Annotated in this window: 12 protein-coding genes and 1 pseudogene; 10 read left to right on the forward strand and 3 right to left on the reverse strand. The window is 67.1% G+C overall.

Annotation, left to right across the window (positions count from 1 at the left end; translation table 11 throughout):
* The first annotated feature begins 2 nt into the window (after positions 1–2).
* A complete protein-coding gene (locus tag GOY17_RS14420) occupies positions 3–686 on the forward strand; it encodes a Cif family virulence factor (RefSeq protein ID WP_157030920.1) in 684 nt (227 codons plus the stop codon).
* Between the two features lie 51 nt (positions 687–737).
* Positions 738–1,151: a PIN domain-containing protein gene (locus GOY17_RS14425; protein WP_232338437.1), complete on the forward strand. Its 414-nt coding sequence runs from the start codon at positions 738–740 to the stop codon at positions 1,149–1,151.
* Between the two features lie 175 nt (positions 1,152–1,326).
* Here GOY17_RS14425 and GOY17_RS14430 read toward each other — a convergent pair whose 3' ends face one another.
* The 3 genes and pseudogenes from GOY17_RS14430 to GOY17_RS14440 form a co-directional block, all read right to left on the reverse strand.
* Positions 1,327–3,546: a DUF5916 domain-containing protein gene (locus GOY17_RS14430; protein ID WP_157030922.1), complete on the reverse strand. Its 2,220-nt coding sequence runs from the start codon at positions 3,544–3,546 to the stop codon at positions 1,327–1,329.
* Positions 3,547–3,781: 235 nt separating this feature from the next.
* Positions 3,782–4,591: a 3-hydroxybutyrate dehydrogenase gene (locus GOY17_RS14435; protein WP_157030923.1), complete on the reverse strand. Its 810-nt coding sequence runs from the start codon at positions 4,589–4,591 to the stop codon at positions 3,782–3,784.
* A 312-nt stretch (positions 4,592–4,903) separates the two neighbouring features.
* A pseudogene (locus GOY17_RS14440) lies at positions 4,904–5,365 on the reverse strand (SET domain-containing protein); the annotation flags it as partial.
* A 235-nt stretch (positions 5,366–5,600) separates the two neighbouring features.
* Between GOY17_RS14440 and GOY17_RS14445 the strand changes: the two are divergent.
* From GOY17_RS14445 to GOY17_RS14480, 8 genes are all read left to right on the forward strand, one after another.
* Positions 5,601–6,047: an SUF system Fe-S cluster assembly regulator gene (locus tag GOY17_RS14445; protein WP_157030924.1), complete on the forward strand. Its 447-nt coding sequence runs from the start codon at positions 5,601–5,603 to the stop codon at positions 6,045–6,047.
* A 15-nt stretch (positions 6,048–6,062) separates the two neighbouring features.
* Complete coding sequence (gene sufB / locus GOY17_RS14450; protein WP_115842510.1) at positions 6,063–7,526, forward strand: Fe-S cluster assembly protein SufB; 1,464 nt, start codon at positions 6,063–6,065, stop codon at positions 7,524–7,526.
* Positions 7,527–7,570: 44 nt separating this feature from the next.
* On the forward strand, positions 7,571–8,335 hold the full coding sequence (gene sufC / locus GOY17_RS14455) for a Fe-S cluster assembly ATPase SufC (RefSeq protein WP_157030925.1): 765 nt from the start codon (positions 7,571–7,573) through the stop codon (positions 8,333–8,335).
* 1 nt (position 8,336) lies between these two features.
* Positions 8,337–9,635 (forward strand): Fe-S cluster assembly protein SufD, encoded by a 1,299-nt coding sequence (gene sufD / locus GOY17_RS14460; protein ID WP_157030926.1) that lies wholly within the window; start codon positions 8,337–8,339, stop codon positions 9,633–9,635.
* A gap of 24 nt (positions 9,636–9,659) precedes the next feature.
* On the forward strand, positions 9,660–10,904 hold the full coding sequence (locus GOY17_RS14465) for a cysteine desulfurase (protein WP_157030927.1): 1,245 nt from the start codon (positions 9,660–9,662) through the stop codon (positions 10,902–10,904).
* An 80-nt stretch (positions 10,905–10,984) separates the two neighbouring features.
* Positions 10,985–11,518 (forward strand): GNAT family N-acetyltransferase, encoded by a 534-nt coding sequence (locus GOY17_RS14470; RefSeq protein WP_115842514.1) that lies wholly within the window; start codon positions 10,985–10,987, stop codon positions 11,516–11,518.
* Complete coding sequence (locus GOY17_RS14475) at positions 11,515–11,850, forward strand: non-heme iron oxygenase ferredoxin subunit (RefSeq protein ID WP_157030928.1); 336 nt, start codon at positions 11,515–11,517, stop codon at positions 11,848–11,850. Before GOY17_RS14470 ends, GOY17_RS14475 begins: the two co-directional genes overlap by 4 nt.
* A 317-nt stretch (positions 11,851–12,167) precedes the next feature.
* A complete protein-coding gene (locus tag GOY17_RS14480; RefSeq protein WP_157030929.1) occupies positions 12,168–14,471 on the forward strand; it encodes a TonB-dependent receptor in 2,304 nt (767 codons plus the stop codon).
* Positions 14,472–14,556: the final 85 nt, after the last annotated feature.

A 14,556-nucleotide genomic window follows, 5' to 3' on the forward strand; every position in this document is an offset into this window, starting at 1 on the left:
CAATGACGCAGTTCCGCTTCGCCTTTCTCCTCGCCTGCGCGGTCGCTTCGTCGGCGTGCGGCGGCGACAAGTCGCGCGCGCCCGGCGTGTCCGGCGACGACGCCGAAGCGCTGCCCGCCCCGGCCGGCGCGCGCGGCAGCGTGACCGGCATGCCCGACGAGCCCGGTCCCGGCGTGGTCGGACCGCCGAAGCCCGAGGACACCGTGGCGCTCGATGCCGAAGGCAATCCCGTGTTGCCGGCGGAAGACCCGCTCGCTGCGACGACGGCGCCGGTCGATCCGAACGCGCCGCTGACCGACATCGCGACGAACGAGCCCACCGTGGACGACGCGGTCGCCGTCATTCGCGACTATTACGCCGCCATCAATCGCCGCGATTTCGCGCAGGCGTATGCGCTGTGGTCCGACGGCGGACGCTCGAGCAACCAGACGCCGGAGCAGTTCGCCGCCGGTTTCGCCGACACGACCGGCGTGTCGGTCGAGATCATGGCGCCGGGCCGCGTGGATGCCGCCGCGGGTTCGCGCTATGTGGAAATCCCAGTCGCGTTGACCGCGACGCACGCCGACGGCCGCCAGCAGCGCTTCGTCGGCGCGTACACGCTGCGCCGCGCCGTGGTCGATGGCGCCACCGCCGACCAGCGCGCGTGGCGCATCGGCACGGCCGACATCCGCGAAGTGGCGCCGTGACGCGCGCGGCGTGACATGAGCGGGTCATTCGCCGATGCGCCGCCGCGCATCGTGCTGGACACCAATGTGTGCCTCGACCTGTTCGTCTTCCGCGACCCGGCGGTGTCCGCGTTGCGCGAGGCACTGGACTGCGGCGCCGTGATCGGTGCCACCAGCCAGGCATGCCGCAGCGAATGGGAACGCGTGCTGGCGTATCCGGTGTTGCGCCTGGACGACGCGGCGCGGGCGAATCAGCTGGCCGCCTACGACGCGGCGATGCGCGTGTTCGACGACACGCAAGCGTTCGCGCTGCCGCGCTGCGCGGATCCGGACGATCAGAAGTTCCTCGAACTCGCAGCCGCGTGCGGCGCGCGATGGCTGCTCAGCCGGGATGATGCGCTGCTGAAGCTGGCGCGCCGGACTAAGCGCGAGGGGTGGTTCGAGATTCTGACGGCGGTGGAGTGGGTGGCTGTGTGGCGAACCTGATCGACCACCGTATCGTCATCCCGGCGTAAGCCGGGACCCAGGACCGTAACGCTTGATTTCCCGTCATGCAGCTCGCCGGATGGCGTGACAGCCTGGGTCCCGGCTTTCGCCGGGATGACGGTTCCACTTGGAGCACCGCGCTATTCGCGGCGAGTTTCGTTTCGACACGACACCATCAAAGCTCGAACCGATAACTCAGCTTCACCAGCAGTTGCTCGTCGTCACGCAGTTCCAGGCTGTCGCGCAGCAGGTCGCCGGGGCGCTCGGTGAACGGATCCTGCTGGTAGCCGCCGCGACCGTAGACCACGTACAGGTACGACAGCGGCGCGATCTCGTAGCGATAACGCACCTGGAAGCCCAGGTTGCGCACGCTGAAATCGTTCACCACGTCGTCCGATGCGATCGACGCGCCGCCCGGCTGCACGCGGTACGCCTGCTCCAGGCCGGCATCCAGGCCGATCGCCTGCATTTTCACGCGCAGTTCCTGCTTGTTCGTGATCGTCCAGTCCAGACCGGCGTCGACCTGCAGCATGCGTTCGTTGAACTCGCCGATCAGGTTGTCTTCCTGCCACACCAGCCAGCTCGGGATGCGCTCGTAGAAGCCGCCCAGGTACACGCTGAAGGCGTCGCTGATGAAGTACGTCGGCTGCACGCGCAGGTTGTAGCCGATCTTGTCGTTGCCGGCGAGGCCGCCGGAGAACACTTCGGCCTCGGTATCCCACGCCCAGTCGCCCTTGCGCGGCCGTTCGTATTCGAAGTACGCGTTGAAGTTGGACGGCTTGTCGACCACGCCGTTGCCGCGCGTGAGCAGGTCGTCCACGCCGGAGGTATTGATGTTGATCTGCGCGTACTCGTAGCTGCCGTTGCGCAGGTTGCCTTCGCGGCTGATGCGCAGCTGGCGCTGCAGCCGGTCGCCGTGGTCGTTGTCGGTGCCGCTGATGCGCGCGCGCCAGTCCTTCGACGCGTAACGCGATTCCTTCGGAAGATCGGTGAAGCGGCGCATCACCTGCCAGTTGAGGTAGTTGGTGCTGTTGCGCTGCAGATAACCGAAATCATTGATTTCCAGCTCGTTGCCGAAATGCATCGCGAGCCACTGCTGGCGCCAGCCGTGGTCCATCTCGTAGTTGACCCACATCGTCGCGCCGTTGTCGTCCGTGGTGCGGCCGTGCTCGTCGATCTGGCTGCCGATCACGCGCGTTTCCACGCTCACGCGGGCCGTCGGGCGCCAGTTGTGGTCCACGCCCATCACGGTGGCGGTGCGATCCAGGAACGGCCGGTCGACATACGTCACCATCGCGCCGAGGTTCTGCTTGGCGAGGTCGCGCACCACGCGCACCGCACCGAACGTGCGACCGACTTCATCGGCTTCGTCGGCGGCGAACACGCCGTACTTCGTCGCGCCGATGCTGCCGTTGAGCTTCACCGCCGCGGTGATGTCGCCCGCGCCGTTGCCGTCGTCGGCCGGCCCGCCCACGCGACGCGTGTACAGCAACTGGCTGTAGTCCGACGGCGTGGTGAACTCGAAGATGCCCTGGTTCTCGGTGAAGAACGGGCGCTTGTCGCTGATGAAGGTTTCGGTGGCGTCGAAGTTGATGACGAGGTCGTCGCTTTCGACCTGGCCGAAATCCGGGTTGATCGTGCCCGACAGCTGGAACTGCCCGTTCGGCTTCCAGAAGATGTCGGCGCCGGCGTCGAAGTCGCTGTCGCCGCTGATGTTGTCGTACAGGCCCGACACGTAGGGCGTGACGGCAAGCAGCGACTGGTCGTACTGCGGCATTTCCACCGGCGCGAAGTCGGAGAGGAAGCGCGGCCGCGTGTAGCTCGCGCCCGGCCATGCCGAGCGCTCGCCGGTCGAACCGATCACGCGGTCCAGGTAGATCTTCACCGTGCGCACGCCGTCCTTGCCCTCGCGCATCGGCGCGATGTACCAGGGAATCAGCATCTCGACCGACCACGACGTCTCATCCTCGCTGACGGCATGCCGCCAGTTGCCGTCCCAGTCGTCGTTGAACTGGTTTTCGTTGGTGATCACCGCGTCGGCAATGCCGTCGGTGGAGGACACCGTGAAGTTGTAGCCGGTGCGCGCGTCGCCGTCGTAATCGATCATCAGGTTGACGCGATCGACCTGTTCCTCGAAATCGCGACGGACGCGCTGGCGCGTGCGCGTATCCATCGGCTGCTGGTTGCGCATCGCGATGGCCAGACCCTCGGGCGTGGCGAGGATCCAACCCTCAGTCGGCAGCGTGCCCGGCTCCAGCGACAACGGCTGGACCTTGCGGAAATCGGTGACGTGACGTGCGCCCTGCCATTCGGCGGGGTCGATGCGGCCATCGATTTCCACGGCGAACACGGGCGTGGAAACGACGGCCAGGATGAGGAGCAGCGGTGCGCGCATGCGTTGGGTCTTCGCGGTCCATGTGGCCCAGCGCGTGGTTCCGGTTGCGCGTTCGCGCATCCACCGGCGGTCCGTGCTGGAGGGGCGGCTTCGTGCCGGCTCGCGGCGTGATGCCCGGGCGAGGCGCAGACTAAGCGGCGCGGCGAACCCTACGCAGTGGCGTGAGTCATGGCAACCCTTTCGATGCGTCGCGCATCTCGGGTTGTGGAGCGCCGTCACACGACGGCGGCGTCCGCTATTGCATGTGCCAGCCGTGGCTGACGACGAAGCTCTGCCCCGTGAAGGCAGCCGTCGGGAATTCCGCGAGGAAGCGCACGGTGCGCGCGACGTCCTCGACGGTGGTGAAGATGCCGTCGACCGTGTTGCCCAGCATCACGCGGCTGACGACCTCTTCCTCGCTGATGCCCAGTTCCTTCGCCTGTTCGGGTATCTGCTTGTCCACCAGCGGCGTGCGCACGAAGCCGGGGCACACGACGTGGCTGCGAACCCCGTGCTTCGCGCCTTCCTTCGCGAGCGTGCGCGACAGGCCCAGCAGGCCGTGCTTGGCCGTCACGTAGGCGGACTTCAGCGGCGAGGCCAGGTGCGAGTGCACCGAGCCCATGTAGATGACGGTGCCGCCGCGGTGGCTTCCGTCGGGCTTCGTGCCGTACATGTGCGGCAGCACGGCCTTGGTGGTGAGGAAGGCGCCGTCGAGATGGATCGCCAGCATCTTCTTCCAGTCGGCGTAGGCGAACTGGTCGATCGGATTGACGATCTGGATGCCCGCATTCGACACGAGGATGTCCACGCCGCCGAACGCGTCATTCGCGCGCGCAACGCCGGCGTTCACGGCGGCCTCGTCGGTGACGTCCATCGCGATGCCCAGCGCCTTGCCGCCCTGCCCTTCGACCTCCGCTGCGACGGCCTGCGCGCCGGCCTCGTTCAGATCGGCGATGACCACCGCCGCGCCGGCGCGGGCGAGTTCGAACGCGATTTCCCGTCCGATGCCGCTGGCGGCGCCGGTGACGAGGGCGGTCTGGCCGTCGAGGGCGCGGGACTGGGACATGCGGGGCTCCTGATCGATCGATGCACGGGACTGCGCCAAGGGCGCGGACGCAGTGTGTCGATGCGTCGGCGGGCGCGCCATTGTTCGATGGTACGGGAGGTCGGCTTCGGGAATGCGGCGGAGCCGTTCCCGCACGCGGCCCCGGAATCCCCGGGGCGCGTGACAGCTGGATCAGGCGGCCTTGCGCACGCCCTTCTTCGCGCCGGTCTTGCTGGCGCCGGTCTTCTTCGCACCGCGCTTCGTGCCGGTTGCGGCCTTCTTCCCAGCGGTCTTCTTCGACTTCGATGCGGCCTTCTTTGCCTTCTTCGGCGTCTTGGGCTGCAGCAGCGTGCCGGTGCAGTTGCGCGAGCCGCAGCGGCATTCCCAGATCTTCTTCAGCTCGGGCGTGTGCTTCTCCTCGAGCGTGATGCCGTAGTTGTACGACAGCTCCTGGCCCGGCTTGATGTCGCGGATCGCCTCGATGAACACGCGGTCCTTCGTGCGGTCGTCGCCGTCGGCCTCTTCCAGCACCGCCTCGCAGTTGGGCGAGCAGCTGTGGTTGATCCAGCGCGCCACGCCGCCTTCGTAGTTGGCGTCGATGACGTATTCCTCGTTCAGCGTGAAGAGGAAGGTGTGGCCCGAATCCGGGTCGCCGCTGACGTCGGCGTCGACTTCGTCATGGGTGCGGCGGCGGCCCTTGTACTCCACGATGCGTTCGCCCTTGGCGATCGGGGCGACGGCGAAAACACCGTTGCCATGGATGGCGGAACGACGGGCGACGATCTTGCGCGGCATGCGGAGGTCCGGTTGGGTGAAAGCGGCCATTCTGTACGGATCGGCGCGACATCGCCATCGCGCGCCAATCACGACGCGCCCGTCACGAGAAACGCGGCGCGTCCGCCCCGAGGGACCGGACACCAGCCGGAGCAGCCGCACGTACGGCAAGCCTGAATCGCCGATCCGGCACGCCCTTGGCCTCGGCCGCCGTAAAACGTACAATTCCGGTACGGATTCCACCCTGCAGTGCCCCATGCTTCGCGTCACCAAGCTCACCGACTACGCCACGGTCGTCATGACCGCCCTCGCCCATGGCGACGATGCCGTGCTCAGCGCCTCCGAACTGGCCGAGCGCTCGGGCCTGGAGGCGACGACCGTCGCCAAGGTCCTGAAGCCGCTGGCCCAGGCCGGGCTGGTGGAGGGGTTCCGGGGCGCGAACGGCGGCTATCGGCTCGCCCGGCCGGCCGGCGACATCGGCCTGATCGAGATCGTGGAGGCCATGGAAGGGCCGCTGGCCATGACCGAATGCAGCGTCCACACCGGCAGCTGCGGCCTGGAACAGTCCTGCGGCGTACGCGCCAACTGGCGCCGCATAAACGACGTGGTGGTGGAGGCGCTGCGCGCGGTAACGCTCGCGCAGATGCTCGCCCCGCCGCCCAACGAACCACCCCGCAGGTCCATCGACCTGCACCTGGCTTGAGAAGTAGGCAGCCCCATGGCCACCGAAATCCTGGAAAACCACCCGCTCGAGAATCGTGAGATCCATGAGCAGCTCGGCCGCAAGTACGAGGCCGGCTTCGTCACGGACATCGAATCCGACAGCCTCCCGCCCGGCCTCAACGAGGACGTGATCCGCGCGCTCTCGGCCAAGAAGAACGAGCCGGAGTGGATGACCGACTGGCGCCTGGCCGCGTACCGGCACTTCCTCACCATGCCGATGCCGCATTGGGCCAAGCTCAACATCGCGCCGATCGACCTGCAGGCGGTGAGCTACTACTCCGCGCCGAAGGCCAAGTACGCCTCGCTCGACGACGTTCCGCAGGAACTGCTCGACACCTACGAGAAGCTCGGCGTGCCGCTGCACGAGCGCGCCAAGCTCGCCGGCGTCGCGGTCGATGCCGTGTTCGACTCGGTCTCCGTCGGCACCACGTTCCGCAAGGAACTGGCCGAGAAGGGCATCATCTTCTGCTCGCTGTCGGAGGCGCTGCACGACCATCCGGAGTTGGTGAAGAAGTACCTCGGCACCGTGGTGCCGACCGGCGACAACTACTTCGCCGCGCTGAACTCGGCGGTGTTCTCCGACGGCAGCTTCGTGTTCATCCCCAAGGGCGTGCGCTGCCCGATGGAACTGAGCACCTACTTCCGCATCAACGCGATGGGCACGGGCCAGTTCGAGCGCACGCTGATCATCGCCGAGGAAGGCAGCTACGTTTCCTACCTGGAAGGCTGCACCGCGCCGATGCGCGACGAGAACCAGCTGCATGCGGCGGTCGTCGAACTGGTCGCGCTGGACGATGCGGAGATCAAGTACTCCACCGTCCAGAACTGGTACCCGGGCGACGAGAACGGCGTCGGCGGCATCTACAACTTCGTGACCAAGCGCGGCGAATGCCGCGGCGCACGCAGCAAGATCAGCTGGACGCAGGTCGAAACCGGCTCGGCGATCACGTGGAAGTACCCGTCGTGCGTGCTGGTCGGCGACGACTCGGTCGGCGAGTTCTATTCGGTCGCGCTCACGCACCATCGCCAGCAGGCCGACACGGGCACCAAGATGGTCCACGTCGGCAAGCGCACCAAGAGCAAGATCGTCAGCAAGGGCATCAGCGCCGGCCGCGGCCAGAACACCTATCGCGGCCTGGTGAAGGTGCTCGGCTCGGCCGAAGGCGCGCGCAACCACACGCAGTGCGACAGCCTGCTGATCGGCAAGAAGTGCGGCGCGCACACCTTCCCGTACATCGAAGTGAAGCACCCCGGCGCGACCGTCGAGCACGAAGCGACCACCTCCAAGATCAGCGACGACCAGCTGTTCTATTGCCGCTCTCGCGGCATCTCCGAGGAAGACGCCGTGTCGATGATCGTCGACGGGTTCTGCAAGAGCGTCTTCCGCGAGCTGCCGATGGAATTCGCGGTGGAAGCCAAGAAGCTGCTGGAAGTGTCGCTGGAAGGCAGCGTCGGCTGACGCACCCTTCGAATCAAAACTCACGAATCACGAATCACGCCCCCATGCTCAAGATCGAAAACCTCCACGTCTCCGTCGCCGGCAAGGAGATCCTCAAGGGCCTCACGCTGGAACTCACGCCCGGCCAGGTGCACGCGGTGATGGGGCCCAACGGCGCCGGCAAGTCCACGCTCGGAAACGTGCTCGCCGGCCGCGAAGGCTACGAGGTCACCGCCGGCACCGTGACGTTCGAAGGCCAGGATCTGCTCGCGCTGGAGCCGGAAGAGCGCGCCGCGACGGGCGTGTTCCTCGCGTTCCAGTACCCGGTCGAGATCCCGGGCGTGAACAACACCTACTTCCTGCGCAGCGCGCTCAACGCGCAGCGCAAGGCGCGTGGCGAGAGCGAACTGGATTCGATGCAGTTCCTCAAGCTCGTGCGCGAGAAGCTGGCCGTGCTGCACCTGAAGGACGAACTGCTGCATCGCGGCGTCAACGAAGGCTTCTCCGGCGGCGAGAAGAAGCGCAACGAGATCTTCCAGCTCGCGCTGCTCGAACCGAAGCTGGCGATCCTGGACGAAACCGATTCGGGCCTGGACATCGACGCGCTCAAGGCCGTCGCCGACGGCGTGAACGCGCTGCGTTCGCCGGAGCGTGCGTTCCTCGTGATCACGCACTACCAGCGCCTGCTCGACTACATCAAGCCCGATGTCGTGCACGTGCTGGCCGATGGCCGCATCGTCGAGACGGGCGGCCCGGAACTCGCGCTGGAGCTGGAACAGCACGGCTATGCGTGGGTGAAGGAACGCATCACTCCGGCAGCGAGCGCGTGACATGAGCGCCCTGCTCGATTCCTTCGCCACCGCTTTCGAATCGCTTCAATCCCGCGAGGCCGCCGGGCTGGGCGAAACCCGACGCGCCGCGCTCGATGCCGCGCTGCGCGACGGCATTCCGCACGCCCGCGTGGAAGCGTGGAAGTACACGCCGCTGCGAGCGCTGGAACGCCGCGCGTTCGCCGCGCCTTCGGCCTCGGTCGCGACGTTCGACGATGCGTTGCTGGCGGATATTCCGGCGCCGCGCATCGTTTTCGTCAACGGTCGCTTCGATGCGCCGCACAGCGACCTCTCGGGTCTGTCGTCGGGCGTGACGCTGCAGCCGCTTTCGCAGGTGCTCGTCGAAGGCGAGCCGCGTGAGGCCAACTTCCTCGCGCGCCGTTTCGATCGCAGCGATGAGATCTTCGCGCGCCTCAACGCCGCCCTCGCCGACGATGGCTTCGTGCTTCGCGCCGAATCGGGCGCGCAGTCGACGCAGCCGATCCACATCGTCTTGATCGGCGCCCCCGCGCAGACCGACCAGGCGTGGCACCTGCGCCATCTGATCGAACTTCGCGACAACGCCTCGCTGGTCGTGGTCGAGCACCATCTCGCCCCGGGCGCGCACAACCATCTGGCCAATCAGCTGACGCACGTGCACCTGGGCGCGAACGCCACGCTGCGCCACGCGCGCGTGCAGGACGAGGCGGCCGGCGCGACGCTGATGGCGCGTACCGATGCGGTGCTGGCGAAAGAGGCCGACTATCGCCGCCTCGACCTCGAACTCGGCGCCGGCCTGTCGCGTCACGAACTCAACGCCGCGCTCCACGGAAACAACGCGCGCCTGCACGCGAACGGCGTGCTGCTCGCATCGGGCAAGCGCCATATCGATACACGACTGGGGATCGATCACGTCGGCCGCGACACCGCGTGCGAACTCACGTGGCGCGGCATGGCGTCGGGCCGTTCGAAGGCCGCGTTCCACGGCGGCATCCTGATCCGCGAAGGCGCCGATGGCACGAACGCGCAGCTGTCGAACAAGAACCTGCTGCTGAGCGAAGGCGCCGAGATCGACACGCAGCCGGTGCTCGAAATCCACGCCGACGAAGTGCAGGCCGCGCACGGCGCGACCGTCGGCCAGCTCGACCAGACGGCGCTGTTCTACCTGCGCAGCCGCGGCCTGTCGTCCGAGCAGGCGCGCGCCCTGCTCACCGCGGCGTTCTGCCGCGAAACCCTGTCGGTGTTCGAGCCCGGCGACGCGCTGCGCACGGCGCTCGAAGCCCGCCTGGACGCCGCGCTGGAACGCCTCGGCGCCGCCTGACCGGCGCGCCTGAATGGAGCACGCATGAACCTTCCCGCCACCGACTCGACGAATGCCATCGACTGGGCCCGCGTCCGCGCCGACTTCCCGCTGCTCACGCGGCAGGTGCACGGCAAGCCACTGGTCTATTTCGATTCGGCCAATACCGGGCAGAAACCCGATGCGGTGATCGATGCCGTCGACGACTTCTACCGCCGCCACAACGCCAACGTCAGCCGCGCCGTGCACGCGCTCGGCACCGAGGCGACGGAAGCGTACGAAGGCGCGCGATCGAAGCTGGCGAAGTTCCTCAACGTTCGCGGCGACGAACTGGTGCTCTGCAGCGGCACGACGTTCGCGCTCAACCTCGTCGCGTATTCGTGGGCGCTGCCGCAGCTGAAGGCCGGCGACGCAATCGTGCTCACGCGCATGGAGCACCACGCCAACATCGTGCCGTGGCAGCTGGTCGCGCAGCGCTCGGGCGCCGTGATCAAGGTCGCCGAGATCGACGAACGCGGCGAGCTCGACCTGGCGCAGCTGTATTCGCTGCTTACGCCCGAGGTGAAGCTGCTTTCGCTCACGCACGTGTCCAACGTACTGGGCACGGTGAATCCGGTGCGCGACATCTGCCGCGAAGCGCGCAAGCGCGGAATCGTCACGGTCGTCGACGGCTCGCAGGCGGTGCCGCATCGCGCGGTGGATATCGCATCCATCGGCTGCGATTTCTACGCCTTCACCGGCCACAAGATGTCCGGTCCCACCGGCACCGGCGCACTGTGGGCGCGTCGCGAACACCTCGCCGCCATGCCTCCGTTCATCGGCGGTGGCGAGATGATCAAGGAAGTGCGTTTCGAAGGCACCGTCTTCAACGACGCGCCGCACAAGTTCGAAGCGGGCACGCCGAACATCGCCGGCTTCGTCGGTCTTGGCGCCGCGGTCGACTATCTCTCCGGCCTCGGCATGACCAACATCGAGGCGCGCGAGCAGGAACTTCTGGCGCACTTCAACGAGGCGCTGTCGAAGGTCGAGGGCCTGCGCATCTTCGGACAGGCGCGCGAGAAGGCCGCGGTCGTGAGCTTCCTGGTCGAAGGCGCGCACGCGCACGACCTGGCGACGCTGCTCGACCTGGAAGGCGTCGCGATCCGTTCGGGCCACCACTGCGCGCACCCGCTGATGCAGCACTTCGGCGTGCCGGCCACGTGCCGCGCGTCGCTGGCGTTCTACAACACGCACGAAGAAATCGAGGCGTTCGTCGCCGGGCTGCAGAAGGTCCGCCGGCTGCTGGGGTAAACGTCGCGCATCGCGCCGGATGACACCGCCGCGATCACGCTGGAGAATGGCCGCCTGCCCGCTCTTCACCGACCGACACCATGACCGTTCAGTCCCTGCAGTTCCGCCACGCGACCCACGCCGACATCGACGCGCTGGTCGCACTGATCGAATCGGCCTACCGCGGCGACGTCAGCAAGCAGGGCTGGACGACCGAGGCCGACATGCTCGGCGGCCGCCGCACCGGCGCGGACGACGTGCAGGCCTGTATCGACCGCCCACGCAGCGCGATCCTCATCGCCGAGCGCGAAGGCGGCGAACTGCTCGCCTGCGCGCATGTCGCCGAGGAAGACGGCGCCGGCTACTTCGGCATGTTTTCCGTGAACCCGGCCCTGCAGGGCGGCGGCATCGGCAAGCAGGTCATCGCCGAAGCCGAGCGCCTCGCGCGCGAGGAATGGTCGCTGCCGTCGATGCGCATGTCGGTCATCGACATCCGCGACGAACTCATCGCCTTCTACGAACGCCGCGGCTATCGCCGCACCGGCATCAAGAAGCCGTTCCCGTACGGCGACGAGCGTTTCGGCGAGCCCAAGCGCGACGACCTGCGCTTCGAGGTGCTGGAGAAGCCGCTGTGAGCGGTGCCGCCGAGCAATGGGTGTTCGTCTGCGCAACCTCGCAACTGCTGCCGGGTGAACGCACCGTGGCGTGGGATGGCGACACGGCCATCCTCGTCGTCAACTACGACGGCGATTACTACGCACTCGAAGACAAGTGCTCGCACGAGGATTTCGAGCTGTCCGCCGGCAACTTCGACGGCGAGGAAGCGACGATCGAATGCGTGCTGCACGGCGCGAAGTTCGACGTGCGCGATGGCCGCCCGCTCTGCGCGCCGGCCTACGAACCGGTGCCGAAGTTCCCGGTGAAGGTCGACGACGTCGGCATCTGGACGCGCGACGACCGCGGCTGATGACCGCGCACCAAAGCACGTTTCTTGTAGCCCGGCTAAGCGAAGCGCACCCGGGGTGAGCGCAGGCTAGCCCGGGCCCTCCGCAGGCCTGCTACCGCAGCGCCGGGCGTTCGCCAGTCAGCGCTTCCCCTCCGATCAGCCGTGCGCCTGCCTTGGCGGGAACGCCGTCGTGCGCCCGCGCGGACGACCGCCCAGACGCCCACGCGGTCGCCGCTCGTCCGCCCGCGTTCACTTTTCGTTGCAAATGAGAATTCATCTCATTAACATCTCACGCCGAACCGCGGCCGTGCCGCCCTGCTTTTCCCCCGAGGAATCCCATGTCCAACAGGAAGTTCGTCGTCTCGCCGCTCGCCGGCGCCCTTGCGCTCGCCGTCGTGGCGCCCGCCCTGGCCGAACCGGCCGGCGAGCCCGCCAACGCGCGTGACCTGGACAAGATCGAGGTGCACGGCGAGTACGTCGAGAAGCCGTCCTCCATCAAGTACACGCAGCCGCTGCTGGACACGCCGCAAACCATCACCGTCGTCACCAAGGACGTGATGGACCAGCAGAACCTGATCGGCCTGCGCGACGTGCTGAGCACGCTGCCGGGCATCACCTTCGGCGCGGGCGAAGGCGGCGGCGGTTACGGCGACAGCATCACGCTGCGCGGCTTCAACGCCAACAGCGACATCACCACCGACGGCGTGCGCGACAGCGCGCAGTACACGCGCACCGACAACTTCAACCTGGAATCGGTCGAACTGGTGAATGGCGCCAACTCGGTTTATTCCGGTGCGGGCTCGGTCGGCGGCAACATCAACCTGGTGAGCAAGGTCGCGCGCAGCGGCGATTCCACCGTGGTGACAGCCGGCGCCGGCACCGACAGCTTCGGCCGCATCACCCTCGACAGCAACACCGATCTGGACAACGGTTCGGCGTTCCGCATCAACGCGATGGTTCACCAGAACGACGTGCCGGGCCGCGATTACGAAAACTTCGAGCGCTGGGGCATCGCGCCGTCGGTCGCCTTCGGCCTGGACGGCGATACGCGCTTCACCGCGAGCTACTTCCACCAGAGCGACGACAACCTCCCGCAGTACGGCGTGCCGTATTTCGCCGCGTTCGGCGGTGGTTTGCCGGGCGTCGATACCGAAAACTACTACGGCTACCACAACATCGACCGCCAGAAGATCGATGTCGACATGGTCACCGGCGTGTTCGAGCACGACTTCACGCCGAACACCACGCTGCGCAGCCTGGCGCGCTTCCAGCAGGTGGAGCAGCTGAGCGTCGTCGACGCGCCGCAGGGCACGTGGTGCCTGCCGGCCGGTTTCAATCCCGCGACCGGCGCACCGTGCACGACGCCGAACACGTACCTGCCGAGCGGCCCGCGCGGCTTCAGCCGCGACACGAAGAACACGCTCGCCGTCAGCCAGACCGATGTGGTGTCGCGATTCTCGACCGGCTCGGTGAAGCACTCGCTGGTGACCGGCGTGTCGTTCTCCCGCGAGGAGTTCGACCTCGACACCGGCAACCTGTTCCGCACGCCGACCGGCGCGACCGTACCGCTGCCGCCGATGTCGGTGACCGATCCGTATTCGGTCTATACCGGCCCGATCAACTACATCCGCGGCAGCATCGCCGAAGGTTCGCTGGATAACCAGGCGATCTACGCCTTCGACACGCTCGAATTCAACGATCGCTGGATGCTGAACCTCGGTGCGCGCTACGAGCACAACGAAGGCGACACGGTCACCACGACGTTCAACACCACGGCCGGCAGCCCGCAGCTGGGCCAGCCGACGACGCGCGTGGTCGCCGAAAACTCCGACGACCTGTTCTCGTACCGCGCGGGCCTGATCTTCAAGCCGGCGGCGAACGCGAGCCTGTACTTGTCGTACTCCAACAGCAAGACGCCGTCGAAGGCCTCGGTCAACGGCTCGTGCACCGCGACCAGCACCACCGGCACGGCGAACTGCAATGTCAATCCGGAAACCGCGATCAACATCGAGGCCGGCGCGAAGTGGGACATCAACAGCAAACTGGCGCTGACCGCGGCGGTGTTCCGCAACGAACGCGAGGAATACAAGGTCGCCGATCCGGGCAATCCGGAAAACCCGAGCGGCGAGCAGCAGCTCGACGGCACGGCGCGCGTGGACGGCATCGCGCTCGGCGCGGCGGGCCACATTACCGACGCATGGTCGATCTTCGCCAACCTCACGTGGCTGGACAGCGAAGTGATCCAGGGCGTGTCGGACTACTGCAAGGCCAATCCGAGCACCGCGTGCGGCAACACGCCGGCCAATCCGGATCCGCTCGCGGGGTTGCCGATCAGCGGCACGCCGGAGCGTTCGGGCAGCCTGTGGACCACGTACGATCTGAGCCAGTGGACGTTCGGCTACGGCCTGACGTACGTGGGCAACTACGACGTGTACACCGGCAACGGCGCGAACATCGCCGAAGCGAAGGGTTACACCTCGCATCGCGCGATGGTGGCCTTCGACCTCAACGAACGCCTCGCCTTCCAGCTCAACGTCAACAACCTGTTCGACAAGACGTACTACACCCGCATCCGCAACAACGGCTGGGCGACGCCCGGCGAAGCGCGACAGGTCGTGCTGCAGGCGATCTACCGCTTCTGATCCGCGCCTCGCTATCCCGCTCGAGTGACACTCCATCCAGCCACGCGACGCCCGGTTCGCCGGGCCTGACGAAGCCAAGGATCCG

This window comes from Lysobacter soli (assembly GCF_009755585.1).
In the GTDB taxonomy this organism is placed as follows: Bacteria; Pseudomonadota; Gammaproteobacteria; order Xanthomonadales; family Xanthomonadaceae; genus Lysobacter_J; species Lysobacter_J soli.

What these genes read in the sequence shown, in the direction of transcription:
- GOY17_RS14420 (WP_157030920.1), top strand. Translation starts at nt 3, where the DNA reads ATGACGCAGTTCCGCTTCGCCTTTCTCCTCGCCTGCGCGGTCGCTTCG.
- GOY17_RS14445 (WP_157030924.1), top strand. Translation starts at nt 5,601, where the DNA reads ATGCTTCGCGTCACCAAGCTCACCGACTACGCCACGGTCGTCATGACC.
- sufC (WP_157030925.1), top strand. Translation starts at nt 7,571, where the DNA reads ATGCTCAAGATCGAAAACCTCCACGTCTCCGTCGCCGGCAAGGAGATC.
- GOY17_RS14430 (WP_157030922.1), bottom strand. Translation starts at nt 3,546, where the DNA reads ATGCGCGCACCGCTGCTCCTCATCCTGGCCGTCGTTTCCACGCCCGTG.
- sufB (WP_115842510.1), top strand. Translation starts at nt 6,063, where the DNA reads ATGGCCACCGAAATCCTGGAAAACCACCCGCTCGAGAATCGTGAGATC.
- GOY17_RS14435 (WP_157030923.1), bottom strand. Translation starts at nt 4,591, where the DNA reads ATGTCCCAGTCCCGCGCCCTCGACGGCCAGACCGCCCTCGTCACCGGC.
- GOY17_RS14480 (WP_157030929.1), top strand. Translation starts at nt 12,168, where the DNA reads ATGTCCAACAGGAAGTTCGTCGTCTCGCCGCTCGCCGGCGCCCTTGCG.
- sufD (WP_157030926.1), top strand. Translation starts at nt 8,337, where the DNA reads ATGAGCGCCCTGCTCGATTCCTTCGCCACCGCTTTCGAATCGCTTCAA.
- GOY17_RS14465 (WP_157030927.1), top strand. Translation starts at nt 9,660, where the DNA reads ATGAACCTTCCCGCCACCGACTCGACGAATGCCATCGACTGGGCCCGC.
- GOY17_RS14470 (WP_115842514.1), top strand. Translation starts at nt 10,985, where the DNA reads ATGACCGTTCAGTCCCTGCAGTTCCGCCACGCGACCCACGCCGACATC.